Source organism: Spirochaetales bacterium (assembly GCA_016930085.1).
GTDB lineage: Bacteria > Spirochaetota > Spirochaetia > SZUA-6 > JAFGRV01 > JAFGHO01.
Map to the genome: position 1 here is coordinate 27,670 of JAFGHO010000119.1, position 22,482 is coordinate 50,151.

The following is a 22,482-nucleotide window of genomic DNA, read 5'->3' on the forward strand; positions in this document are numbered from 1 at the left end:
GATCGGGCTTTCGATCGCTGATTGAGAGCCTTTACGTCGTAACGGCTTTCAATCAGCTTTTTACATACATGAAAAGGGCAGGAAACGAAAGTCTTTGCGGGAGTAGCTCAGTGGTAGAGCTTCACCTTGCCAAGGTGGATGTCGCGGGTTCAAATCCCGTCTCCCGCTTATTGAAATACGAAAGCGATCTTGAGAGTATCTTGAGATCGCTTTTTATTTTACACCGATAAGTGAAAACGAGGTTGTCCTATACCCTCGATTTCTAAAAATAATGATTTTTCAATTGATTTCAGCTATTATGATATTGATAAATATAAGAAAGCGGTGTAATCTATACTATCTATTTGATGTCATGAACTCATGACGATGAATAATTGAGGTTGTCTCACAACCCCCATTTTTATATATCGATAGAGAGAGGCGCCGTATATGGCTCTTTCTGTATGTAAACCACGCTATATATGCAGCAAGGTTGTGTAACGGCCTTATTGCAGGTTGCCTGACAATTTCAATTAAGCAATATTGAAAGGAAAGAGATATTTACCGTATGGCGACAGAAACCAAAAACGATGAAACGGCGATTACATTCAATTCGAATTATGACGTAAAGGAGAATTCACGCATTCAGCTTACCCTTACCGTCCCGTCCGTCGAAGTGAAAAAAGAGTTCGAACAATTGACACAAAAGTATTGCAGGGAAGCCCATATCAGGGGATTCAGAAAGGGAAGAGTTCCCGCGGACGTCCTTATTCGAAAATTCGGAGATTCGATCAAGGCTGAAACGGAACAGACGATCATACAGAAGGCACTCGAAGAAGCCTTTAAGGAAAGTGACCATCAACCGCTGCCTTATGCGTATCCCGAACTGGAGGAAAAATCGGATCTGGATATCGATAAGGATTTTACCTTTACTATCTGTTATGATACATTTCCCAAAGTCGAACTCGGCAAATATAAAGGATTGACCATACAGAAGCTTGTTCCCGATATAACTGAAGGGGATGTCGAGCGGGAGGTGACACACCTACAGGATCAAAACGCCTTTGTCGTACCTAAAGAAGGGGGTGCGGTTGAAAAGGGGGATGTCGTCACGATGGATTATGTCGAGATCGATGATAGCGGCGCCGAGATCGAAAAAACCCTTCGTAATGGTTTTACCTTTACCGCGGGAAGTGGTTATAATCTTTATAAAATTGACGAAGATATAATTGGCATGAAAAAAGGAGAAGAAAAAACGATAAACAAGCGATATCCCGAGGATTATGAACTTACCGAACTTGCAGGAAAGACGGTAAATCTAAAGGTAACGATCACAGAAATTAAGGAAAAAAAGATGCCCGCCCTCGATGATGAGTTCGCGCAGGATATCAGCGAAAAATACAAGACATTGACCGACCTGAAAAACGATATACGGTCAAAAATGGATGAAATGGGGGAAAAAAAGGCCAGGGAAGACGCTGTTAATCAGATCATTGAGAAGATTGTAGAGACCTCCACAATCACGCTTCCCCGATCAATGGTGGAACGGGAGTTGGAAATGCACTGGCAAAATCTCATCCGGCGTACGGGCGGAAATGAAAGGCTCCTCGAGAGACAACTCGAAAATGAAGGAAAGTCAAAGACAACGTTATTCGACGAGTGGAGGATAAAGGTTGAACAGGACGTACGCGCATCACTCGTCGCGGAGGAGATAATCAAAAAGGAATCGATCGCCGTGGACGATCAGGAAATAAATGCGGAACTAGCAAAGGCTGCGGATAGGCAGGATATGAGTGTCGAACAAGTGAGGGAAGATTATGAGAAAAAAGGATTGATGCATGGATTGAAGATGATGTTACAGCATGAAAAACTCAATACGTTGCTTTTGGATGTTTCGAGTATAAAAAAAGGAAAAAAAGTAAAATACCTGGATTTAATGCAGGGAAATTATTAAACTATGAGTAATGAGGAAATGAATATATGAGAGAAAAGGCTATAAGTGTCCCGACAGTCATCGAGCAGACAGGTGCAAGCGAACGGCCGTATGATATTTTTTCGCGATTGCTGAAAGACCGCATCGTCTTTGTTGACGGAGAGATTTTCGATTTGAATGCCGATGTCGTTGTTGCACAGCTTCTTTTTCTGGAATCCCAGGACCCTGAGAAGGATATTCATGTTTATATCAATTCACCCGGCGGCGTTGTTTCTTCCGGCCTGGCGATCTATGATACGATTCAATATATCAAGCCGGACGTTCAGACGATTTGTATGGGACAGGCCGCTTCCATGGGGGCCTTGCTTCTGGCCTGTGGAACTCCCGGAAAACGCTTTGCACTTCCTTCGGCACGAATTCTCATCCATCAGCCGTGGGGCGGTGTTTCGGGCCAGGCGGAAGATGTGAGAATCCAGACGCAGGAAATACTCCGTATGAAGCATCTTCTTATACAGTATTTTGCTTTTCACACAAAAAAAAGCGAAGAACAAATAGCAAAAGACCTTGAGCGGGATTTTTATATGTCGGCGGAGGAAGCCGTCACCTACGGTCTCGTCGACAAGGTATTGAAGAGGGAGAAAATTGGGTAGACTTACAAAAAACAATGCAATGAAAGTATGTTCATTTTGCGGTAAAACCGCGGATATCGCACGCCGGCTGATTGCCGGCCCGGGAGTGTATATCTGTGACGATTGCGTTTATGTCTGCCGGAAAATTCTTGACGAGGAAGAGGACAATCTTTCAAGCCAGATCGTACAGGATACGCCGCGGCCCAAAGAAATCAAGGAGTATCTCGATCAATATATCATTGGACAGGAACATGCAAAACGAATTCTGTCTGTTGCCGTCTACAATCATTATAAACGCATATCGCTGAATCGATACATCAACAGAAGTGTTGAAATCGAAAAATCGAATGTCCTTATTATCGGACCGACGGGAACCGGGAAAACGCTACTGGCACGTACCCTCGCAAAAAAACTCAATGTTCCTTTCGCGATTGCGGATGCCACCACTCTCACTGAAGCCGGATATGTAGGAGAAGACGTGGAGAACATACTCCTCAAACTTATCCAGAATGCGGGCAGCCAGAATAATATTCCCGCGGCGGAAAAGGGGATCGTCTATATCGATGAAATCGATAAAATAGCGAAAAAAACCGAAAATGTTTCGATTACAAGGGATGTTTCGGGTGAGGGCGTGCAGCAGGCATTGCTGAAAATCATCGAAGGAACCGTCGCTTCGGTTCCGCCCCAGGGAGGAAGAAAACACCCGAATCAGGAAATGCTCAAGATTAATACGGAAAATATTCTTTTTATCTGCGGCGGGGCATTTGTCGGGCTGGATAAAATCGTCGAGTCGCGTATTTCCCAGAATCCTATGGGATTCGGTGCGGATGTACGGTCGGCAGGCAACAAAGATCTTGTCGAGCTTTATGCGCATATGCACCCTGACGATCTTATACGGTTCGGGCTTATTCCCGAGTTTGTCGGCAGGCTTCCCATCGTCGTCACGCTTGAAGAACTCGGGGTGAATGAACTTGCTCAAATAATCACGGAACCTAAAAACTCTATTATCAAACAGTATCAGGAGTCTCTTAAACTGGATAATGTCGAACTCGAGTTTGAAAAGGAAGCGATTGAAGCCGTTGCCAGGAAAGCGATGACCCAGAAAACCGGAGCTCGCGGTCTGCGGGCTATCGTCGAAACGATGATGATGGATATTATGTACGACCTGCCATCGATTAAAGGAAAAAAAAAGGTAGTCGTAACAAAGAAAATGGTTGAAAAAGGAATAAAGCCCGAAATTATTGTCCTCAGCAGCAGCAATAAAAAAACAGCATGAAGGTGAGTGAGGATACATTCCTTAAGTATAACAAGAACAGGCTTTCCATGATACCACTGAGGGATATCGTCGTCTTTCCCCATATGGTATTGCCCTTTTTTGTCGGGAGAGAGAAATCGATCCGGGCTGTTGAAGATGCCATGGAGAACGGGCGTATTATCTTTCTTACGGCACAAAAGGATAAACAAACGCATGAACCTGATGCGTCGGAAATCTGCGATGTCGGAACCATAGCCCGCATTCTCCAAATGCTCAAACTGCCGGATGGTACGGTCAGGCTACTGGTCGAAGGATGTGAACGCGCCCACATTGTCAAATATAGTGAACAGAAAAACCTCTTCAGGGTACATGTAAAAGCGATAAAGGAGACAAAAGAACTTACCTCGGAGGTCGAAGCCCTCATCCGAACGGTAAAAAGCGAATTTTATACATTCGCCGCCTTGTATAAAAAAATATCTCCGGAGGTGATTACAAAAATAGAGCACGTGAGGAATCCGGATAATCTCGTCGACACGATCTGTGCCCATACCCCGATGACAATTGAAAAAAAGATCGAACTCCTGACGGAAGTCGATCACAAAAAACGCCTTGAAAATCTTGTCTTAACGCTTTCCAATGAAAAAAGTATGGTTGAACTCGAACATAAGATCCAGACGAGGATTAAAAAGAGAATAGAAAAATCGCAAAAAAACTTTTTTCTCAACGAACAATTAAAGGAAATACAGCGTGAACTCGGTAAAGATCAGGATGATCCGGCCGGAGTGAAGGACATTGAGGCCGCATTGAAGAAAAAGGGATTGCCGGAAGAAGTCTTTGCCCGGTGTAAAAAGGAATTGAAGCGTCTTTCGAGGCTTCAACCCATTTCACCGGAAGCGGGGGTGATTCGAACCTATCTTGAATGGATTGCGGATATCCCATGGCAGGAGATGACGGACGATAACAGGGATATCGAGGCGGCGCGCAGAATTCTGGATGAAGATCACTACGATCTCGTCAAGGTGAAAGAGCGGATTCTCGATTTCATCGCGGTATGCGCTTTCACTCAAAAAATCAAGGGACCGATTCTCTGTTTTGTCGGGCCGCCCGGAACGGGAAAAACCTCTCTCGGCCGTTCCGTCGCCCGGGCTCTTAACAGAAATTTCGTGCGCATATCCCTTGGCGGTGTGCGGGACGAGGCGGAAATAAGGGGCCACCGGAAAACATATATCGGCGCTTTACCGGGTAAAATCATACAGTCAATGAAACGGGCCGGGACAAAAAATCCGGTCTTTCTTCTCGATGAAGTGGACAAGATGAGCAGGGATTACAGAGGAGATCCGGCCTCCGCGTTACTCGAGGTTCTCGATCCCGAACAGAACAATACCTTCATGGATCATTATCTCGAAGTGCATTACGATCTTTCTCACGTCATGTTTATCACCACGGCAAACTCGGTTCATAATATTCCCTATCCGTTACTGGACAGGATGGAGGTTATTCATGTTTCGGGATATACCGAATACGAAAAGGAACGTATCGCGGAAGGTTTTCTGGTTCCCAAGCAGCTTCGGGAAAACGGACTGTCATGGGCGGATATCCGGTTTCACAAGACCGCCCTGAGAGCCATTATACGTGAGTATACGAAGGAATCCGGTGTAAGAAATCTCGAGCGCGAAATTGCCGACATCGTCAGAAAAATCGCCCGGGAAGCCGTGAAAAAAGGGCTTCACCTTGACGAAGATGAGGCGAAAAAGGAATTCAGGATTCGAATTACCCGGAAAAACCTGTCCGTGTATCTCGGAAAGGAGAAGTTCAGGGAAACTCTGTTACTGCAGGATAACAAACCGGGATTCGCCTGCGGACTCGCCTGGACGGAGAAGGGCGGACTACTTCTTCCCGTTGAAGTGGTTCTCCTTGGGGGGAAAGGGGATTTTATACTGACGGGAAGTTTGGGGGATGTCATGAAAGAGAGTGCGCAGGCGGCGTTCTCCTTTTTAAGGTCCCAGGAAGAAGTTCTTAAAATACCGGGGGCTTCCTACCGGAAAAAAGATATCCATATCCATGTTCCCGAGGGATCGATTCCCAAAGACGGTCCTTCTGCCGGAATTACCATTACCGCCGCCCTCTATTCCGCCATAAGGAATATTCCGGTCAGGAAGGGATATGCGATGTCGGGTGAAATCACCTTGACCGGGAGATTGCTTCCCATAGGGGGCGTGAAGGAAAAAGTCCTTGCCGCACACCGGAATGCGATGACCCATGTGCTCCTTCCCACAGAGAACAGGAAGGATATCGATGAATTGCCTGAAGAAGTGAAAACCTCATTGACCTTTCTTTTCACCGATTCAATACAGGAAGGACTCAGTCTTTTATTCGAAGATTTTTAATCCGAACCTGTTACGGGCCGGTCGATTTTTACGGCATGAATAATACCTGTATGCCATATACGAAAACCCTTGAGTCACACGAATTTCAGTGTGTTTCCGGAAGCACCGCTCAGCTTTCTTCTTCCTTTATTTGAAACTCTTTCTGTATATATTTTTTGAGAATACCGATTATCTCCCTGTTAAAGCCGAGCGAGATGCGGTCCGCATTCGTTTCAGGTACGCCCTCATCAAGATCCCGCGACATCTCCCTGTAGCATTTCAATTCCCAGGCGATAAGGCCGAGTACGTTATCTTTCGTGCGGAGGATCGGCAAGAGGATTTCACGGACCTTGTATTTTTCGGTTCTCGCAAAATCGAAGGTTGTCGCGATTTTCGAGAATTCTTTTGCCTGATTGAACAGAACGGGGCCCGTCTTTTTAAGTTGTACTGCGGTTAGAATGTTTTTTTTAAGAATTTTCTCTGCGTCCTCACGGAGGATTATCTCGTAATTCCGCCTGATGCTTGCGAATATTTTTTCAAAAGTTACCTTGAAATTTTCATAGAATGATGTTGAAGAACGGGTTTTTATATTCGAAGAAAGTTTTTTCATCGTCTCGTTTTCATTCTGGTAAATGGTAAACTGAACGAGGATATTCTTTATTGCTGAATGCTTTTTGAGTTCCGGATTTTCTTTTATCCGTGCGAGAATGTCATGCAGGATACTCTTGATTTCTATTGTTTCGGCGTTAATCAACTCATCGATTCTCGTCTGACTCGAGATTTTCAGGTTTCCAAGAGCGATTAATCGTTGAATGAGTACGACAAGAAGCATTTCTTCAATGATTTCCACTTGTCTTGCCATATCATCAAGAAATACTGCCCGGAACTTGAGATTTTCGAGAAGTCTGAACATGGGAAGGAGTGACGTCCGCTTGAATTCCACAATTCCCTGTTCCATTGATGTGCCGAGTTTTCCCAGAAGGGAAGTGAATCGGGGTGCGGTGAATTTGAAATAATCCATAATTTTATAAAAATTGGTGGATACATTGCGAATATCCACCCATTTGCCGATTATTTTTTTTTCGAGGTCTTTCATCAGTACTACTATTGTATACGTAGATAATCTTTGATTCAATAGGAGCGGGTCAATGATTTTTTTGCCTATTGGATATTTTACCCAACATGACAACTGTTTGCGGAAAGACCGAATTATCGGTGTGACGGGATGAGGGAAAGATCCGAACCCCTATTTTTTCTTTTTCGCCGATGCCCTGTATTCGTCGACAATTCTTTTGAGGTTTGATTTATCCCCGGCGGTATTTTTTTCGATATATTCGATTATGATATCGATGGCACCCTCGCTGTCAGTCTTCCCTTCAATCGAACAGAAACCACGGAACATAGTCAAGAGTGCATTTGGAATTCCTTTGACAAGTAAATCTACCTTTTCCATTTTATCTCTCCTCATCAAGCAATATTTTGCGCGATCGTAACTATAATTAGGTCAATTGTCAATATGACAAATGGCACGGCTTTACCGCGGGTGGGACGGAGGCCGCCGGAAAAGCGATCACACGGGGACGGAGGTCGGCTGCCTGCAATAAATATATGAAGTTTTTACGGTCAGGATAAAAAACGCATTAATGGTTATGGAACGATCCGTACAGGAAAGCAATTAATCGGTGCTAAAAGCTGCGTGGTTATTTCAATTTCTTGAGTCGCCTGCTTAACGCCGAAAGCGATAGTCCAAGGAGTTGCGCTGCGATCGTCATGTTTCCCCCCGCCGCTTCGAGCGCCTTATGTATATGCGATGCTTCGGCTTCCCTTAACGAAAGGAAATGCCCGCTGTCGAAAAGCCGCTTCTTTCCTGCCGGCCCGCCTTCTTTCCCGGAATAATTCATTTCCGTATGTTTCTGTTGTTCGATATACTGCCTGAAATATCCGAGTGACAGAACTTTCCTTTTGTGAAGACTTACGGCATTCTTTATCATTGCTTCAAGCTCCCTGACATTTCCCGGGAAATGGTATGTTTTAAGGAGTGTGATTAATTGTGCCGGCCAGACGGGCTTTTTTTTCCCCATGGAAGCGGAAGCGGCGGTAAAAAAATGATCGAGGAGGAGTGGGAGGTCGTCAAAGCGTTCCCGAAGGGGCGGGATGGTAATTTTATGAGTGATCCGCTGATAGAGGTCTTCCCTGAATCCGCCTTCCTTTATTTTCCTCTTCAGGTCCCTGTTTGTCGCGAGAATGATCCGTGCGTGCGAGGCTCTTTTTTTATCCGATCCAAGGGGATAGTACTCGTGATCCTCGATAAGCTCAAGCAGTTTTACCTGGGAAGCGAGTTCGAGATCCCCTATCTCGTCCAGAAAAATCGAGCCTCGTTCCGCCCTGGCAATAAGCCCTTCACGCGATTCGATTGCCGTAGTAAACGCCCCCTTTACATGTCCGAAAAGGGTGTCGGAAAAAAGAGTATCGTCGATTCCGGCGATGTTGACCGGTACGAAGTACTCGTTGTCTCTATAAATAGTATGCACCGCGCGGGCGAACAATTTTTTACCAACGCCGCTTTCTCCTTCAATCAGGATCGGTTCGTGACTGAGAGAAAATGATGCAAGTGTTTCAAAAAGAGTATACATGTGCCGATTCTGTGTCACAATACAGGCAAACGCCTCCGCATACGATACATCGCGGGGCCGCGTGCGGGGGACGGAGGAGGAAATGGTATCGTCGATTTTTTGTTGTTCGATCGCACGCCGGACGACACCCCTGAACATGCCGTCGCTCAATGGTTTGACGAGGTAATCGAAGGCCCCCAATTTCATGCAGCGAACTGCGTCCTCCGGATCGCTTTTGCCGGTAACGATAATAACGGGGATTTCGGGATGGTCTTCATGTACGATCGTGAGAAAATCGAGGATGCCGCCTGAAGAAAGACTGTGGTCGAGAATAAGTACCGCCGCCTGGTTTACTTCCAGAAATGCGGTGATTTTCTTCTCATGTTCGAAAACCACAATGTTCGTTATACCGTCATGGATGAGAACCCTTTGATACACCTCCGACACGTCCGGATTGCCCGCAATAACGATCGGTGATGAAGGATGCAGCGGCCCTTTTACTCCGGCCGGCGTTTCCCCGCCCGTGGGGGTGACGGTTTTTCTCACCGCTTTATAAACGGAAAGGATATAATTGACTTTCGCCATGAGTTCTGCGGGATGAAAGGGAACGGCGATGACCTCGTCCGGAACGGCGGCCGACCCGTCCGGCGGCAAACGCCTCGCCGGACGATCGGAAAGCAGGACAATCGGAATCGACGGTACTGTCTCGCTTTCCCGTATCAGTTTTATGAATTCATCACCGTCGGTCGCGGGAAGATACGAAGTGCAGACAACGCAGTCCGGCTTGTGGGTTTCCGCTTTGTCCAGACCGTCACAGGCATCGACCGCTTCAATAACGGTACAGGATGGTGAGAGTACCGTTTTTATCAGGGTGAGCATATCCCGATCGCCGGCGACTGCGAGGACGCAATTTTTGAGGACAGGTGTTGCCTGATGAGTTTTAGCGGCGATCGTTATCTTTATGGTTCCGGCTTCATCGCGGCCGCCGCCGTATAGTTGTCCGGGCTTTTTAATTTCGGACGGGTCAAGGTGGTCTTTACCACACAGGAAAGAGAGAACAACCTCGCTTCCTTGAACGGGATTGCCGCCGGTCCGCATTATCCCATGATGCAGCAGGATCATTTCTCTTGCGAGCAGCAGTCCGATTTCCGCCGCTTCTTCCATGACCTCATCCGTCTTCTTTTCTTCCGATCCTCTCACGGAACGGAAAAAATTATCTGTTATCGCCGTAATTCCACGGGAAAATTTTTTATCCGGCTGCATCCGGAGCCTGATTTCAATATATCGTCCGCCGGGTTTTTTGCGGCCCTTTTTAGAAAGACTTATGCGGATTTTCCCGTTTCGCGGCAGGCTGCGGATCTGTGAGAAGAGTATGGCCCCGATAATCCGTTCGAACTTGAGGCGGTCGATGTAAAGAACGTGTTTTTCCTCCGCGTGACTGAAAAGAAGCCGGATATTTCTTTCCGCCGCGCGGGCGGCGAAGGTTCTTGTGATGCTGTCGATGATCGGACTTATATCGGTTTTAGCGGCAGACAGCCCCATGGCGCGCCCCCCGATCCGCGAAAGATCGAGGATCTGGTCAACGAGGTCCGCGAGTCGTTTTGCATTTCTCTTTGCGATCAAGAGTTGTTCTTCAATGAGTTCCGGCCCCCCCTTTCGGTGCTGCTGCAGAAGGACATCGAGAGGCCCGCTGATGAGAGCAAGTGGTGTTTTGAGTTCGTGGGAGACGTTTTCATAAAAGGCTTTTTTGATTTCCACCCTTGAAAGGGCAAGGCGTTTTTCCTGTCTTTCACGGACAAAACGATACATACTGACTGCGGGAATCGCGAGGAAAAAACCGAGTGAGAACGGCAGCATCAGGGGAAGCGTTCGCATGAAAAAAAACCCGGAAACCGAATATAGTATAAAAAGAAGAAAAACGAAAGCGGCCGCGGGGTAGAAGACCTGGGATTTCCAGAAAGCGGCGCAGACACAGAGAAGGAATATCCCGATCGCATATATCAGGGTAATACCGATAGGGTCGCAGTCGCGTATGAAATTCTCTGTAAGTATCATGTTTGCCACGGTGAGGTGAATGCCGCTCAACGGGTAGAGGGGATCGAGGATGCCGGTTCCGTAATCGTTGACCCGTAATGATATATCGGAAAAGAGAACAAGGGTCCCCTCGGTGACATCGCGTATTTGATTCCGCCGATTGACGTCCGCCGCCGCTTCGACGATATTATGGACGGGAAACTGGAGAAAGGAGTCACCCCACCTGCCGGGGTAGTCGATGATCGCCCTGCCGCGGTCATCGACGGGTATGTTGATGTCCCGCGGTACCCCGGCCCCGATATGTGCGTTTTTTAGCAGGATGTGGCTGCCGAAGGAAACCTCGATGTCATCCCCCTTCACATGAAGAAGATCGCAGAGTGCGTGAAAGACGAGTGAAGGCACGTAACCGTCTTCAAACCGGTATATGAGGGGGAAACGCCTGTTGATGCCGTCTTCATCTGGTGAGGCGTTGATATGCCCCATGCCCCGGCATGCGGTTGCAAGGGCCGGAAAGACGGTTTCGACTGTTTCACCGGTAAAGGGAACCCCCTCGTGCAGTACGGCCGGATGCCAGATGTTCCGTTCGCCCGTTGTACCGGGGAATCCCCTTTCTCTTTCCTCTTTCCGTACGCCCGGTTCGCTTCCCCCTCTGAATATAACGGGGTAGTAAATATTTCCCGCTTCCAAGGTTTCCTCGACGAGTTCCGAGTCCCCGGGGCCGTCACCCCGCCGCTCGAAAACGAAATCGCAGGCGATCGAAGACGCTCCGGAACGGCCGAGGATGCCGATCATATCGGCGTAAAACCGGTGGTCCCACAATTTCGATCCGAGTTCGTCGTAACTTGTGTCGTTTACCGTAACATGGGTAAGGTAGGGGGAAACGGGCCCTTTCCCGAATAGACGGTAGCGCAGGCGGAAAAGGTTGTCGTTCAGCCGGGCGTTCCAGAGTCCGATAGCGTCTGCGAAAAGAAAACTGAGGATAAAGACAAAAAGAAACGAACCGGCGATAATGAGAAAAGTGGGGATAAGTTCGGTTTTTTTAATGCCTGATCCGGATCGTCCTGACATAGATATCATTCGATTGTACCAGAACCCCCCGGTCCCCTGCAACCTCTTCGATACCCCGGAAACTCCCGGAAATTCCAACGGGCGTTTCTTCTTTCTCCGCAAGGGGGCTCGACTCTTTCCCGATCGACCGGATACGCGCGAGAATTTCTTCCTGCGCGGCCTGTATTTTTTCGCCCCTGTCATTTCCCGTTTTCTCACGCAGCGATACATAGGCTGCGGTAAGCCGTTCGAGGTCATGCAGGCGCTGCGCGGAGGCGACAAGGTAGAAATATTCGACGCCTTCGGGTTCGTCCAGGCTGAACCATTCAGTCCCTTCCGGCACCGTGTAGCGTTTCCCCTGTTCGTAACCGTCATCGAAAAAAGCGGGCTCCGGGGGAAAGAGAAGGTGGAGGGAGTTTTCCGTGTCGAGAAGGTACAGGGAGACGAAGGCGCGTTCGATGGGTTCGATGTAGATTTTTATCAGGTCTCCGGGATTCATGGTAACCTCCGGGGGGGTACAGTCGACCGTCCATACACCTCCGTCCCTGTCGAGTGAGACGAGCGCCCACTTGAAGGAGAGTGCGGCCGATGGTTTCGTGGCAAAGGAAAGAAGGATGAGGGGGAGAAGGATGATGGATACTGCGAAGAATGACTGTTTCATTGCTGCCTCTTGTATTCGATTTAAAATAAAGCTGCAAGGGAAACGGTCCGACCGTTTCCCTTGCAGATGATGTTCCTGATTATTCGGCTTCGTAGCCCTGCCACCAGATGATCGCGCATCCGGACGTTCCCAATCTTCCGTTAGCGCCTTTTCCTCCCGGGCTCCCGGGTTGGGGACCGGTTGTATTCGGTATTCCCCCATTCCCGCCTTTACCGCCTTTGCCACCGTTGCCGCCGTCTCCGCCCGAACCATATCCATTGTATTCGGTATTATATTCACCCGGTGTTCCGGCCTGGCCGCCGCTGCCGCCGTTTCCTGGGGCACTCGGACCGCTTTCCGCGTTGCTGCCGTAGGAACCGTCGCCCCCGCGTCGGTAACCGGCTCTGCCGGCTCCGGCGTTTCCGCTTCCTCCGGGAGTTCCGGCAGTCGTACTTACGGCAGTCCCACCGTTTCCCCCTCCGCCGCCGTTTCCTCCGTTTGAACCCGCGGTGCCTTTTGGCCCTATGTAGGCATTGCTGCCGGAAAAGGTGAAGCGGGTGTCTTTATCGTTTGTGCCGATTTCAATATCGAATCCTTCCGATGGTATCGCGATGAAGAATGTACCGGTAAATCGTGCCGCAACAGCGGCATAACCGCTTCCGCCTCCGCCGCCTCCGCCGCCTCCTCCGCCGCTGCCGCCGACTCCGCCGCCGATATTGGAAGAATAATAAGCATCGCCACCGCTTCCGCCGTTACCGCCGTTGCCGCCGTTGCCGCCGTTGCCGCCGCTGCCGACAAGGGTGATATCAAGCATGAAATTATGCAGGCTGCCGTTGTTCGGTTTCCAGTTATTTATGGTGGATGTAATCCATGGATCGGTCACTCCGGAGACGACCCTGTTTCCCTTTCCCGAAAGATTGATCGTGTAAAGGATTTCTTCCGGATCGGTATCCGGCCTTATTTCGACAATGGCCGTTTTCAATCCATTACTGACCGGATTAAAATCGATTTCCTTGACGATACTCTCATCGGGCGACAACGTCGCCTGTTCCGAATTAATCGTAAAAACATTTTCTTCTTGTTCCATTTTAATGGTGATTCCGATTTCGGCTTCTCCGGTGTTTTTAATGGTGATGGATTTGGCAGTATGATTTTCCCTGACATCCTCTTCACCATACAAAGGAGAGCCTTCCCATAAAACGGTTTCAAAATCCAGTTCACCGCCGTTTGAGACCTCTTCCACGATTATCCCCTTGACGGGGGGCGGTGAAGGGTCGTTTATCTCTTGCGGAATTTCAATATCGTCACAGGCATGGAAGCACACAACCAGAGCCGCGAGAATAACGCCTGCCGTACATGCCGTCATACTTTTTTTCATTGTTTCTTCCTCCTTAATATATATGTACAATTCACTCGCTGCATCCCGGCCGGAGATGTATCGATAATATATTTCCGTCCCGCGCGGAAATCCCTGTGATATTTTCACCGTGGATTTCTCTCACGGGAAAGATTCCAAACAAATACCCGTATACCCCTGTCTGTCGTCACCGGAATGGCTTCATACCGGTGATGCACGGTGCTGGGTACCGTAAATCGATCCTTCCATGCAAACGATGTGTTCCCGGAAGGGTCCGGCAAAACGGTTACGGTATTTCATACCCGGTCCATTCGATAATGGCGATTCCGGCGGTACCCGCGGAACCTGCGCTGTTGGATGATCCCGACCACCCGCCTGTGCCTGCGCACTCAAAAGAGGGGGCCGGAACTCCACCGGTCCCTCCCTTTCCGCCTGATCCACCGTTACCACCATTACCTCCCCTTCCGTATTCCACATTATTATATGTAAACCCTGAAGCGCCGGAACATCCTGCACCGCCGCTTCCGCCGCTTGACCCGATATTGCCGTTCTTTCCGTTCTGACTTACGCAGCACGATCCCGTTCCCCCGGGGCCGCCGCCGCCACCGCCATCTCCGCCCTCATAGCAGGGACCCGAAGGATCGTAGTGACAATAACCTCCCCCTGGCCGCCCTTTCCGCCACTGCCTCCATCTCCGCCGGCTCCACCGCCGCCGACAAGCGTCATATCCAGTCTCAGGCGATAGACATCCCCGTCGTTCGGTTTCCAGCTTGCCGTCGATGCGGTAAAGGCCTGGGGTCCCGAACCTGCTATCACCCTGTTTCCTTTACCGCGGAGGCTGAACAGGTATGGAGGTATCGATTTTTCGTATGGTATAATCGAGACGACCGCGCTTTTTATACCGTTATCCGCCGGTTTGAAGTCGAAGGTGATCGCGGTGTCTGTTTCCGGCAGAACGGTAAGCGGTAATGATGTGGTGACGGTAAAGTTTATCTCCGGCTGCTCGATGGCGACTTCGGAGATGATAAGCGGGTCCTTATCCTGATTCGTTATCGTAATTGAATGCCGGGAAACAACTTCGCTGACATCGGACTCATCGTGAAGCCTCGTTCCCTCCCATAAAACCGTGCCGAAATCCAGTGTTCCGCCCTTTTCAATGTCCACGACCAGATCGCGGGAGGGAGGGGGTGACGGATCCTCCTTCGGTTTATTCGGAAAATCAATATCCTCGCAGGAATTGAACCATGTAAAGCCGGTAACGGCGATAATGCCGATTATTATCGTTACGACGTTTTTTTCCATTAATAATTCCTCCTTATGAATTGCCAATATAGCATTATCGCTGCGAAACTATAATATCATCTCGTACAACAGCCCAGGGGAGACTCCCGTATACGGATCATCGCCCAGAAAGTTGATGAATAAACTCCCGTAGACGCCGAAGAACCATGAACGGAAAAGGTTCATCCTGATGCCGCACGATACGGAAAAAGCGGGCCGGATATTTCCCGTTTCTCCTTCACCGGCCCCGGTAAGAAGCATATTGACGGCAGCGCCCCCGCAGAGTTCGATATATCCCGATACGAACGCGGCTTCGGGATAGGTGTATCGAAGCAGAAGCTGGAGGGGAAACGATATAACCGAAAACGCAGGGGAATAATCTTCCGCTTCCTCCGCATAATTCATTCCCGCAAACACCCCGATACCGAATGTTCCGTGCATGAAACCGGTATTCCAGAGGAGACTCGCGGCGGGGGCGTACCCGTATCCCACTGCCTCTTCCAGTTTTCCGACCGGAAGGCTTATTTCCATCCTCAGGCCGAGCGACAGGTGTCCGGTGGAGGGCGTTATCGCAGCCGCCGGTTCTTCCATTACGACAATTGTATTCTTTTCTTTCTGCGGGTTTGCTATTTCCTCTTTGAGGAAGAGGAGAAAACTCGCCCCTTCCTGATGGCCCGTCTCCTTCAGGTTCCCGACAAGGGGAGTCGTTCGCGTAATCCCGAGCCGGATTTCGCTGTAGATCATGTAGGGATCGAGGTACGGTTTTTTGTTTTTTTCCAGAAGAAGCTTGAGCTGGAGCGCGAATTCGGAATTATCCGGAACGGTCTCGGACGCCCCGGATGTAATCACCTGTCTCGATACACGCGTATACGCTTTGTTGAAATAAGTTATGTCCTTCCCGGTGTCCTCGAGGCCGCGGCTTCCGGAGAGGAGATCGCCGCTGAAACAAGAGTCGCTGATGATGCAGAGGTGGGATGCTTTGATCCCGCCGATGAATCCCCTTATCTGTGAATTGGGAAGCCAGTTTTCCTGGGCATAACGGTCTTTGCCCGCGTTAACCGGAATCCAGAATCCGGAACTCGTCGTTTGATCGAAATAGCCGTGACCGAAATAAATGACTAAAAGCGAGTCTTCGGGGAGGAATGTCTTCTTGAGACGGTCGAATGTTTCGATTATATAGCCTTTTGTCGCCTCTTTGTCATAAATTTCTGTGACCTCGTCAATGACATACCGTGTTTTGAGGATATCCCGTATTTCCTTTATGTCCCTGACAGGGTATTCCAGCGCCGGCCATTTCGTGTATTTTCCGATCCCGATGAGGAGAAGGTATTGCCTGCCGCGTTCTATGGATATCGTTTGAGGGACGTCGACTTTATTGAGATTTCTGGATTCATCAGCATGCAGATAATACGAAGAAAAGACAGAGAGGATGATAATGATGGATATGGAGTGTTTTTTCATTGGGTTACCTGTTCCTTCAATAACCAAAAAGATATTTTTTTTACAAGGCGAAGTCTCAATTGTATCATAAATAATAAAAAAATCAAAAGAAAAAACACTCATCGAAATATATCCGGTTTCCTTTCTGCAAGGATATATATTCAATATGTGTGCCAATTTTTCCCTGTCTTATCTAAAACAGAATAATTTCTTATTTTATAAATAAATAACCCGCCTGTGGGACGGCGGTGCACAGGAAGAAACCCCCTTGCGCATATGCAAGTAATTGCGGTTCCGGAGGCATTGCCGGATATTTATTTTTTTATATGATAACGAGATACTTCAATGAGTTGCGTAAATGTCCACATGACGGATTGCGGAGGGGGGTTCGCCGTACCGTAAACGGGAAAAGGTATTTCAGTTTGTCAGCCTGTTGATCGTCTCGTACTGAAGTTTATTCGCTTCCATAAAATCGATCCCGTTTTCGAAAAAATCGGAAATAATCTGAAGACTCCACATGACCTTTCCCTTTATTATTATCTGACTTCCGTCCGGCAACGTCAGACTCAGGGTGAGCAGTCTTCCTTTATTCAACGGTTCCCTTGTAGTGATACAAATACCGCCTTTGCTTATATTTTTCACTTTTGCCCTCACCTGTTTGTTGACATTGACATTCACATTCACATCGACGCGGGGAAACTCTCTTCTTTCTTTCACGATTGTATTGCCCTCTTTCGTATTCAGACTTCGTTATAAATTTTATACTTTTATCGCCCGAAGACAAGAAAAAAATGAGAAATGTGCGCTGCCGGCGGCCCGATACGGAAGGCCGGCTGCCGGGAAAAAAAGGTAACCGTCCGCCTGTATGATTGTTCATATATCCTTCTTTATTATATACTGCCCGTATCATGCTCGTTTACAAGGCGCTCGATATTTTCTTTTTTGTATTTCATGCGATATTTACCGGTTTTTGTACCTTCGGCTGGATATGGAAAAAAACCAGGAAACTGAATTTTATCCTGCTTTTTCTTACAGGCATTTCGTGGCTCCTGGTCGGCCCGCTGTGCGGGTACGGTATAGGATATTGCCCTTTCACCGACTGGCACTGGCAGGCAAAGATAAAACTGGGGTATACCGATTTTCCCCGTTCGTATGTAAAATTCTTTTTTGATTCGTTGACAGGACTGGATTTGAACGCCTTTGCCGTTGATGCGGCGGTTGCCTTTTTATTTGCCGCGGCTTTCATGCTTTCTCTGATACTCAATATCAGGGATATCGTCCGCACCCGGAGGCATTAATAAGAGATTTCACACCCCAATGTGGTGGTGAGAATTGATGTGATATTATTGATATCGATTCCTTCGACGGCCGCGGCCATAGCCCCCGACTCCAATGGCAGCGGTTTCCGTGTCGATAACGTTACGTATCCGCAGAAATCGGCGTACGTAAAACGATAGGAACATCTGAACGACCATGCCGGGTTTTCTCTTAAAAAAAGACCTCCGCCCGTGAATATCATGTGCGCGCCGGCTTCAAGGGAGATATCCGATGTTATCGCCGCCGTCACGTTTCCTCCCTCCTCCGCCATGTTCAGGGCCGCCCGGAACGAGACCGGGTCCGGGATGAGTTCCGCAGTCACGGATGCGCTTTTCTCGCAGCTTGTTTGCCCGTGTTTATCATACATCAGTCGTACCATTAAAAATGACGAAAAAGAACAATCGGGCTTCGAATTGCCCGGCATATCCCAAACGGCACCCGCTTTCCAGGTTTCCTCTCCTTCGAGATAGTGCTGGCGGGTATCCTCAGGGTGATTGTATGCAAGTTCATACCCCCCATGGAGTGAAAAGGATTTTGCCGGGGTAATCGTTATCTTTCCTCCTGTTTTAAGCCGCGCGGCTTCATAATCGCCCCGGGGTGTGATAAAGCCGTCTGTACAAACCCCGATAAAAACCTCAGGTGAGAATGCCGTGACATCGCACGACAAGGTACAACGGGTAAACGAGCCTGGAGGAATGAGCCGTCCGGCTGAAATGATTTCGGTGACGGTGAACGAAAACCGGGGTGGGGCGATACAGAGTTTTGTCCCGATATGCACAATGTCACCACCGGAGAAATTGTTTCTTGGGGTAAACCACGCTTCCCCGGCGGCATCCCGGGCGGGGCGCGAACCGGAATAAATAAAGCTGATAAACGATTCCCGGCAAAAATCAATAGATATTGTACCCCCCCAGAAAACAGGTTTTCCATTGTCGAGGTCGCAAAACATACCGAACGTATCGGGGACGGGTTCCAAAAACAGAAAATAATTGGAATCGTTATAAAAGGAAGATGAAAGCCTGAGATCAGTTTTTTCGGTAAAGACATTACTACCGGCTGAAAATCCCATCGGGTTGTATAATTCCCGGAAAAGCCCGTGTTTGTTGACCGGTCCGGCGGTCAACATCGGCGAAGAAAGACCGACCGTGACGGCGAGATCGTTCAGACCCAGGGATTTTTCACGTATGAGCAGTTTCATGTTTTCTCCCGTAAAAAGCAGTCTGGATTGTAATTCCTCACGATCATGGAGTTCGACGGTCAGGGTCGTTTTATCCGGAAAAACCGGAAAAAGGGGGAGGCAGCCGGTCACACAGCAAAAAATGAATACGGCCGAATATCGGGATATATTTTTTTTCATACCGATGGTAAGCAACAAGTGTGCCGGGAAAAGCGGCCGAAATACCTTAAAAAATTTACATTCATTAACATAGCATACCAATTGTATCGATGTCGATATGACACGGGTCTTGTTGCCTTCATGGGGACGGAGGTGCATGCGTCTCCCCTTGCTAAATTATCGCTTTCGCTTTATATTATATTCGGTATGGAGAAGAACAAGGTCGCGATTGTCTGTAAAAACGGACCGCTTGAAAATATAAAACGTGCGATACTCAGTCTTCCGATCGGAGGTCTTAAGGGGGCATCGGTATTAATAAAGCCGAATATCGGGAGGGCAGCCCGTCCAGGCCAGGGAATAAATACCCATCCACTTGCCGTGGCCGGGGCTATCGAGGCATTGCAGGAAGCGGGGGTATCGATTCTTGCCGTGGGCGAAAGCCCGATTGTCGGTGTGGATACGATGGAGGCATTTCGAAAGGCGGGGATTACGGAGATCACAGCCGAATACAAGGTCCCCCTTCTGGATTTGAATGAAGGAAAGCCGGTTAAAACTGAAATCCCCGGTTCCCGTATTCTGGGTTTCACGAAAATATGTCAACAGGTTTTTGATTTTGATTTTATCCTTTCCCTGCCCGTCGCGAAATGCCATATGCATACCGGTGTCACCCTCGGCATCAAGAACATGAAAGGGTGTCTCTGGCGGCACGAGAAGGTGAGATATCATCAACTTGAGTATCAGGAGGGAAATGAATATCCCGAAAAAGCCCTCGATACCGCGATTTCCGATCTCGCGACGATCCTCCGTCCCCACCTGAGCGCGATCGACGGGTATATCGGGATGGAGGGACTGGGCCCGTCCGGCGGAGAGGCGGTGAAATCGGATTTCGCCGTTGCGTCATGGAACCCGGTCGGGGCCGATATATATGCCTGCCTCATGATGGGAATCGATCCCGCGGAAATACCTCATATCAGGCTCACCGCCGAACGGACAGGATATTCTTTCGATCCGGCCACATATCAAGTCTGTGGAGCCAACGCGGAGAATTATACGTCTCATATTATTTCATACACCCGGCCGCCTTCGAGTATTTCGATAAAATATCCGAATATCGTCGTTCATGATTGCGATTCATGCAGCGCCTGCCAGTCCACGGTCATGCTTTTTCTCCGCAGGTTCAAGGACGATATGAGCCAATACCTGCTCGATGACGGCAAGTTTCATATCGGGATCGGGAAGGGTCTGGACGGGACGATTAAGCAGGGAACGGTCCTTATCGGTAATTGTACGAAAAACGTCCGGGATTCAGGACTATTCATACCGGGATGTCCGCCGGTGCCCACCCGTATTTACAAGGCGATTACCGGAAACGAACCGGAAGAAAACGAACCTGAAGTTAAATAACTACATTATGTGAAAAAGAGAGGTATACGCAATGAAAACAGACAGGCTGACGGAAAAGGCTCGTGAGGCGATCGAAGAATCCCATTCGATCGCCACAAAGTATAACCATTCGGAAATCGACGTCGAACATCTTTTCTCCGCCTTACTCTCGCAGGAGGGCGGTGTGGTCCCCCCGCTGCTACAGAAACTCGGGGTCGATATAAAGGAATTCAGCGGCGCGATCGAGCAGAAAATTAAGGTAAAGCCCAAGCTGTACCACGGGGCGACACAGCTTTATCTTTCGACCGCCGTGAACGGCATTCTGCAGCAGGCGGAGGAAGAGGCGAACGGCCTCAAGGATGACTATATTTCGACGGAACACTTTCTCCTTGCCGCCCTGAAAGTGTCGAGTGAAGTAAAGCGCCTGCTCGAACGCTACAATGTCAACCGGGGCAGGGTCCTCGAAGCACTGAAATCAATCAGGGGAAATCAGCGTGTCACCGATCCGAACCCGGAAAACAAATACCAGGCGCTCGAACGGTATTGCAGGAACCTGACGGACCTCGCGCGAAGGGAAAAACTCGATCCGGTGATCGGGCGCGACAATGAGATCCGCCGGATCATTCAGGTGCTGTCACGGCGGACAAAAAACAACCCGGTCCTCATCGGCGAGCCCGGTGTCGGGAAAACCGCCATTGTCGAGGGACTGGCCAGAAGAATCGTGTCGGGGGATGTCCCCGATTCCCTGAAAAACAAGACGGTACTGGCACTCGATCTCGGGGCGATTGTCGCCGGCGCCAAATACCGCGGGGAGTTCGAGGAACGACTCAAGGCGGTTATCAAGGAAGTCGTCGATGCCGAAGGAAGGATCATTCTCTTTATCGACGAACTTCATACTCTGGTCGGCGCCGGAGCCGCGGAAGGGGCGATGGATGCGTCAAATCTCCTCAAACCGGCACTCGCCCGTGGTGAATTGCGCGCGATCGGTGCGACGACCCTCGATGAATACAGAAAACATATTGAAAAGGACCCGGCACTCGAGCGCCGTTTTCAGCAGATATATACGTCGGAACCATCGGTCGAGGACACGGTCGCGATTTTACGGGGCATTAAGGAGCGGTATGAAGTCCACCATGGCGTACGAATAAAGGACGAAGCGATTATCGCGGCCGCGGTATTGTCGGACAGGTATATCACCTCCCGTTTTCTCCCCGACAAGGCGATCGATCTTATCGACGAAGCGGCAAGCAAACTCAAAATCGAGATCGAAAGCCAGCCCACGGAACTTGATGAAATTTACCGGGAGATTCTTCAACTCGATATTGAAAAACAGGCGCTTGCAAAAGAATCGGATCCCGCGAGTAAGGAGCGGCTCAAAAAAATAACGGAAGAACTTGCCAAACTCAAGGAGCGCCAGGGTGCCATGCAGCTTCAATGGCAGAATGAAAAGGCCATCATCGAAGAGATCAGAAAAATCAAACAGGAACTCGAGGAGCTCAATATCGAGGAAACGCGGCATGAACGGGAAGGAAATCTCGCGAAAGCGGCGGAAATTAAGCACGGGAAAATACCCGAAGCGGAGAAACGCCTCGAAGAGAAAACACGGATGCTCGAAAAACTTCACGGTGAGGCGAAACTGCTTCGCGAGGAAGTGTCCGAGGAAGATATCGCGAAAATCGTGTCGACATGGACGGGAATTCCGGTCTCGAAGATGATGGCCTCTGAAATGACAAAGCTTTTAAAGCTCGAGGAAATCCTCTCGCGCCGTGTCGTGGGCCAGGAAGAGGCGATCAGGGCGGTTTCGGACGCGATCCGCCGGAACAAGGCCGGCCTTTCGGATATCGCCAAACCGCTCGGTACCTTTATGTTCATC

The 22,482-nt window shown here is 49.1% G+C and carries 16 protein-coding genes and 1 tRNA gene; 8 read left to right on the forward strand and 9 right to left on the reverse strand.

The genetic code is table 11. The features are described from left to right. Window positions 1-96: 96 nt before the first annotated feature. The 5 genes from JW881_20140 (at window position 97) to lon (ending at window position 6,183) form a co-directional block, all read left to right on the forward strand. A tRNA-Gly gene (locus JW881_20140) sits at window positions 97-168 on the forward strand. Window positions 169-547: 379 nt separating this feature from the next. After that, window positions 548-1,933, forward strand: a complete 1,386-nt coding sequence (gene tig / locus JW881_20145; GenBank protein ID MBN1699833.1) for a trigger factor — start codon at window positions 548-550, stop codon at window positions 1,931-1,933. Between the two features lie 26 nt (window positions 1,934-1,959). Next, complete coding sequence (locus JW881_20150) at window positions 1,960-2,562, forward strand: ATP-dependent Clp protease proteolytic subunit (GenBank protein MBN1699834.1); 603 nt, start codon at window positions 1,960-1,962, stop codon at window positions 2,560-2,562. Window positions 2,563-2,581: 19 nt separating this feature from the next. Continuing rightward, window positions 2,582-3,817, forward strand: coding sequence for an ATP-dependent Clp protease ATP-binding subunit ClpX (clpX, locus tag JW881_20155; GenBank protein ID MBN1699835.1), 1,236 nt, complete (start codon window positions 2,582-2,584; stop codon window positions 3,815-3,817). Next, the gene (gene lon, locus JW881_20160) at window positions 3,814-6,183 is read left to right on the forward strand and encodes an endopeptidase La (protein MBN1699836.1); all 2,370 of its coding nucleotides are present in this window, start codon (window positions 3,814-3,816) and stop codon (window positions 6,181-6,183) included. Before clpX ends, lon begins: the two co-directional genes overlap by 4 nt. Before the next feature lie 109 nt (window positions 6,184-6,292). Here the strand turns inward: lon and JW881_20165 are convergent, their stop codons facing one another. The 8 genes from JW881_20165 to JW881_20200 form a co-directional block, all read right to left on the reverse strand. Next, complete coding sequence (locus tag JW881_20165; GenBank protein ID MBN1699837.1) at window positions 6,293-7,258, reverse strand: hypothetical protein; 966 nt, start codon at window positions 7,256-7,258, stop codon at window positions 6,293-6,295. Window positions 7,259-7,408: 150 nt separating this feature from the next. After that, window positions 7,409-7,615 (reverse strand): hypothetical protein, encoded by a 207-nt coding sequence (locus JW881_20170; protein ID MBN1699838.1) that lies wholly within the window; start codon window positions 7,613-7,615, stop codon window positions 7,409-7,411. Window positions 7,616-7,862: 247 nt separating this feature from the next. Beyond that, on the reverse strand, window positions 7,863-11,876 hold the full coding sequence (locus JW881_20175; protein ID MBN1699839.1) for a sigma 54-interacting transcriptional regulator: 4,014 nt from the start codon (window positions 11,874-11,876) through the stop codon (window positions 7,863-7,865). Then, complete coding sequence (locus JW881_20180; GenBank protein MBN1699840.1) at window positions 11,848-12,516, reverse strand: DUF4384 domain-containing protein; 669 nt, start codon at window positions 12,514-12,516, stop codon at window positions 11,848-11,850. Before JW881_20180 ends, JW881_20175 begins: the two co-directional genes overlap by 29 nt. Window positions 12,517-12,595: 79 nt before the next feature. Further along, window positions 12,596-13,873, reverse strand: a complete 1,278-nt coding sequence (locus JW881_20185) for a hypothetical protein (GenBank protein ID MBN1699841.1) — start codon at window positions 13,871-13,873, stop codon at window positions 12,596-12,598. 543 nt (window positions 13,874-14,416) lie between these two features. After that, window positions 14,417-15,154, reverse strand: coding sequence for a hypothetical protein (locus JW881_20190; GenBank protein ID MBN1699842.1), 738 nt, complete (start codon window positions 15,152-15,154; stop codon window positions 14,417-14,419). A gap of 48 nt (window positions 15,155-15,202) precedes the next feature. Beyond that, the gene (locus JW881_20195; protein MBN1699843.1) at window positions 15,203-16,594 is read right to left on the reverse strand and encodes a caspase family protein; all 1,392 of its coding nucleotides are present in this window, start codon (window positions 16,592-16,594) and stop codon (window positions 15,203-15,205) included. Between the two features lie 396 nt (window positions 16,595-16,990). Further along, the gene (locus JW881_20200) at window positions 16,991-17,290 is read right to left on the reverse strand and encodes a PilZ domain-containing protein (protein ID MBN1699844.1); all 300 of its coding nucleotides are present in this window, start codon (window positions 17,288-17,290) and stop codon (window positions 16,991-16,993) included. A gap of 191 nt (window positions 17,291-17,481) precedes the next feature. Between JW881_20200 and JW881_20205 the strand changes: the two genes are divergently transcribed. Next, window positions 17,482-17,871 (forward strand): DUF2784 family protein, encoded by a 390-nt coding sequence (locus tag JW881_20205; protein MBN1699845.1) that lies wholly within the window; start codon window positions 17,482-17,484, stop codon window positions 17,869-17,871. Here the strand turns inward: JW881_20205 and JW881_20210 are convergent. After that, a complete protein-coding gene (locus tag JW881_20210; GenBank protein MBN1699846.1) occupies window positions 17,868-19,247 on the reverse strand; it encodes a hypothetical protein in 1,380 nt (459 codons plus the stop codon). The two genes, JW881_20205 and JW881_20210, sit on opposite strands and share 4 nt — an antisense overlap. 120 nt (window positions 19,248-19,367) lie before the next feature. Here JW881_20210 and JW881_20215 point away from each other — a divergent pair, with 120 nt between their 5' ends. After that, a complete protein-coding gene (locus tag JW881_20215) occupies window positions 19,368-20,630 on the forward strand; it encodes a DUF362 domain-containing protein (protein ID MBN1699847.1) in 1,263 nt (420 codons plus the stop codon). A 31-nt stretch (window positions 20,631-20,661) separates the two neighbouring features. Next, window positions 20,662-22,482: AAA family ATPase (locus JW881_20220; GenBank protein ID MBN1699848.1), on the forward strand; the 1,821-nt coding region annotated here is incomplete at its 3' end.

Bases quoted from the DNA above. Each gene is read 5' to 3' on its own strand.
- tig (MBN1699833.1), top strand. From the start codon at position 548: ATGGCGACAGAAACCAAAAACGATGAAACGGCGATTACATTCAATTCG.
- JW881_20150 (MBN1699834.1), top strand. From the start codon at position 1,960: ATGAGAGAAAAGGCTATAAGTGTCCCGACAGTCATCGAGCAGACAGGT.
- clpX (MBN1699835.1), top strand. From the start codon at position 2,582: ATGAAAGTATGTTCATTTTGCGGTAAAACCGCGGATATCGCACGCCGG.
- lon (MBN1699836.1), top strand. From the start codon at position 3,814: ATGAAGGTGAGTGAGGATACATTCCTTAAGTATAACAAGAACAGGCTT.
- JW881_20165 (MBN1699837.1), bottom strand. From the start codon at position 7,258: ATGAAAGACCTCGAAAAAAAAATAATCGGCAAATGGGTGGATATTCGC.
- JW881_20170 (MBN1699838.1), bottom strand. From the start codon at position 7,615: ATGGAAAAGGTAGATTTACTTGTCAAAGGAATTCCAAATGCACTCTTG.
- JW881_20175 (MBN1699839.1), bottom strand. From the start codon at position 11,876: ATGTCAGGACGATCCGGATCAGGCATTAAAAAAACCGAACTTATCCCC.
- JW881_20180 (MBN1699840.1), bottom strand. From the start codon at position 12,516: ATGAAACAGTCATTCTTCGCAGTATCCATCATCCTTCTCCCCCTCATC.
- JW881_20185 (MBN1699841.1), bottom strand. From the start codon at position 13,873: ATGAAAAAAAGTATGACGGCATGTACGGCAGGCGTTATTCTCGCGGCT.
- JW881_20190 (MBN1699842.1), bottom strand. From the start codon at position 15,154: ATGGAAAAAAACGTCGTAACGATAATAATCGGCATTATCGCCGTTACC.
- JW881_20195 (MBN1699843.1), bottom strand. From the start codon at position 16,594: ATGAAAAAACACTCCATATCCATCATTATCATCCTCTCTGTCTTTTCT.
- JW881_20205 (MBN1699845.1), top strand. From the start codon at position 17,482: ATGCTCGTTTACAAGGCGCTCGATATTTTCTTTTTTGTATTTCATGCG.
- JW881_20210 (MBN1699846.1), bottom strand. From the start codon at position 19,247: ATGAAAAAAAATATATCCCGATATTCGGCCGTATTCATTTTTTGCTGT.
- JW881_20215 (MBN1699847.1), top strand. From the start codon at position 19,368: ATGGGGACGGAGGTGCATGCGTCTCCCCTTGCTAAATTATCGCTTTCG.